Origin of the sequence: Streptococcus sp. (genome assembly GCF_019414905.1) — a bacterium.
Classification (GTDB): domain Bacteria; phylum Bacillota; class Bacilli; order Lactobacillales; family Streptococcaceae; genus Streptococcus.
The window spans coordinates 1-2,591 of sequence record NZ_DXLC01000007.1 but is presented as its reverse complement, the minus strand read 5'-3'; the positions used below and the strand labels follow the sequence as shown (position 1 = coordinate 2,591).

Sequence of the window (2,591 nt, the reverse complement as noted above, 5' to 3'; positions counted from 1 at the left end):
GCATTTCCTGTTGCATCTTGGTATACTGCGTAAAGAGCTGGAACACCAAATCCTTCTTCATAAGTACGACGTACCAAGTGTCCTGGTCCTTTAGGAGCACACATGAAGACATCTACATCTGCAGGAACTTTGATAAACTCAAAGTGGATATTGAAACCATGAGCAAATCCAACTGCGTTTCCAGCTTCCAAGTTTGGAGCGATTTCTGCTTCGTACAATTCTTGTTGGATTTCGTCTGGTGCCAAAATCATGATAACGTCAGCCAATTTAGTAGCTTCTGCTACTGTGTAAGTGTCAAATCCATCTTCTTTTGCTTTGTCAAAAGATTTACCTGGACGTACACCGATAATAACGTCACGACCTGAATCACGCAAGTTTTGAGCATGCGCATGTCCTTGTGAACCATAACCGATAACGGCTATTTTTTTACCGTCAAGTGCTGCTACTTTAACATCTTTTTCGTATTCCATTTGAACTGCCATAGTTTTTCTCTCTTTTCTATTATTTATTGCCTTTTAGGCTGGTTTAACAAATTTAAGTTGGATTTTTAGTCGCGGGTAAATCCAGTTGCACCCGTACGAGCGATATTGCGAATACCGTATGGTCGAATGACTCGCAATAGAGCTTCACTCTTTTCAGCATTTCCTGTCATTTGAATGGTAATCGAGCTTGGTGCTACGTCTACTACCGTTGCACGGAAAGGTTGAATAATCGCTAGAATCTCAGCGCGCTTCTCAGCTGGCGCTGACATCTTAACCAAAATTACCTCTCGCTCCAAATGAGGCTTGTCTGTAATATCACGAATGCGAATCACATCAATCTGACGATTGAGTTGCTTGATGATTTGCTCCACTTCATCATGAGAAGCTACATCAATAATAATGGTGATACGCGATACATTCGGATCTTCTGTTGCTCCAACAGAGATACTTTCGATATTAACCTGACGACGAGACAGAACACCAGTAAAGCGATTGAGGACTCCTGAACGATTTTGTAGTTTTGCTGTTAACATTCTACGCATGGAATTTCACCCCCAACATCTCATGATTACTCTTACCAGCTGGTACCATTGGTAGCACCTGTTCCTTACGAGAAATATCTACCTCGATTAGCATAGGAACATCCTCAGTGATGACTTCAAGGTCTTGATCCAAGGTTTCAGGATTGTCAAACTTATAGTTTTTAATACCGTAAGCTTGTGCCATCAATTGGAAATCAGGAAGAGTATCAAAGACCGACTCAGATGTTCTACCTTCATAGAAGGATTCTTGCCACTGACGAACCATTCCAAGTGAGTGGTTGTTCAGCATAACCACCTTGATTGGCACCTTGTAAATGTTCAAAATAGCCAATTCCTGGTTAGTCATTTGGAAACCACCATCCCCAACAAACAAGACTACTTCCTTATCTGGATTAGCAATTTTAGCACCGATTGCTGCTGGAATTCCAAATCCCATCGTTCCCAAACCACCTGAAGTCACTAACTGACGTTCATTTTGGTAGGGATAATACTGGGCTGTCCACATTTGGTGTTGACCAACGTCTGTGACCACAATGGCATCTCCATTCGTCAATTCACCAATTCGTTCAATAACGGCTTGCGGTTGAACCACACGCTCTTTCTTGTCATAAGAACGAACGCGGTTCTTGTCTTTAGTAACTTTTTCAATCCATTTCTCAGTATTGTTATGAACTGTCGGTTCAGCCAACAACATTTGCAAGGCTTTCTTAGCATCTCCAACTACAGGAATATCTGCACTGATGATCTTGCCAATCTCAGCTGGGTCAATATCAATGTGGGCAACCTTAGCATTCTTAGCGAAGGTCTTAGGATTCCCCGTCAAGCGGTCATCGAAACGACAACCAATACTAATCATAAAGTCCGCTTCCGTCATGGCAATATTAGCTGCGAATGACCCGTGCATGCCTCCCATTCCAAGGAAGAGTGGATGACTCGTTGCAATCGTTCCTTGTCCCAAAAGACTGGTTACCACCGGGATTTGATAGCGTTCTGCAAATTCATTTAATTCTGCAGAAGCTTCAGCATAACTAATTCCACCACCAGCTAGTAAGACTGGCTTTTTAGCCTTGGATAATTGCTTCAAGATTTTCTTGATTTGCATATCATTCGGCTCAAGAGTTGGTTGATAGCTTGGTAGGTTCACTTCTGGTGAATAGATGAAGTCCGTTTCTAAAGCAGATACGTCTTTAGGTAGGTCAATGACAACTGGCCCTGGACGTCCTGTAGTTGCGATATGGACAGCTTCCGTAATGATTCGAGGGATATCAGCTGTCTCACGAACTTGGTAATTGTACTTAGTGATTGGCATGGTAATTCCCACAATGTCTGCCTCCTGAAAGGCATCCTTCCCAATACCTGCTCGCGCCACCTGACCTGTAAAGACCAAAAGGGGAACGCTATCGCTCATGGCATCTGCAATCCCTGTAATGGCATTTGTTGCTCCCGGTCCGCTAGTGACGACGGCAACACCCAACTTTCCAGTTGATTTGGCATAACCTTCAGCTTCATGCAGACAACCTTGCTCATGGCGCCCTAGAATGTGGCGAATGCCTTTAAAATTATATAT

General features: G+C 43.1%; 3 protein-coding genes. All 3 read right to left on the bottom strand.

What is annotated here, in order from left to right; translation table 11 throughout:
- The coding region (locus tag QZ359_RS00135) for an NAD(P)-dependent oxidoreductase (RefSeq protein ID WP_293944839.1) at window positions 1–482 on the bottom strand (482 nt) is incomplete at its 3' end.
- Window positions 483–547: 65 nt separating this feature from the next.
- On the bottom strand, window positions 548–1,024 hold the full coding sequence (gene ilvN, locus QZ359_RS00130) for an acetolactate synthase small subunit (protein ID WP_001253803.1): 477 nt from the start codon (window positions 1,022–1,024) through the stop codon (window positions 548–550).
- Window positions 1,017–2,591: acetolactate synthase large subunit (locus tag QZ359_RS00125; RefSeq protein WP_293944601.1), on the bottom strand; the 1,575-nt coding region annotated here is incomplete at its 5' end. The genes QZ359_RS00125 and ilvN, both read right to left, overlap by 8 nt.

Bases quoted from the DNA above. Each gene is read 5' to 3' on its own strand.
- ilvN (WP_001253803.1), bottom strand. From the start codon at position 1,024: ATGCGTAGAATGTTAACAGCAAAACTACAAAATCGTTCAGGAGTCCTC.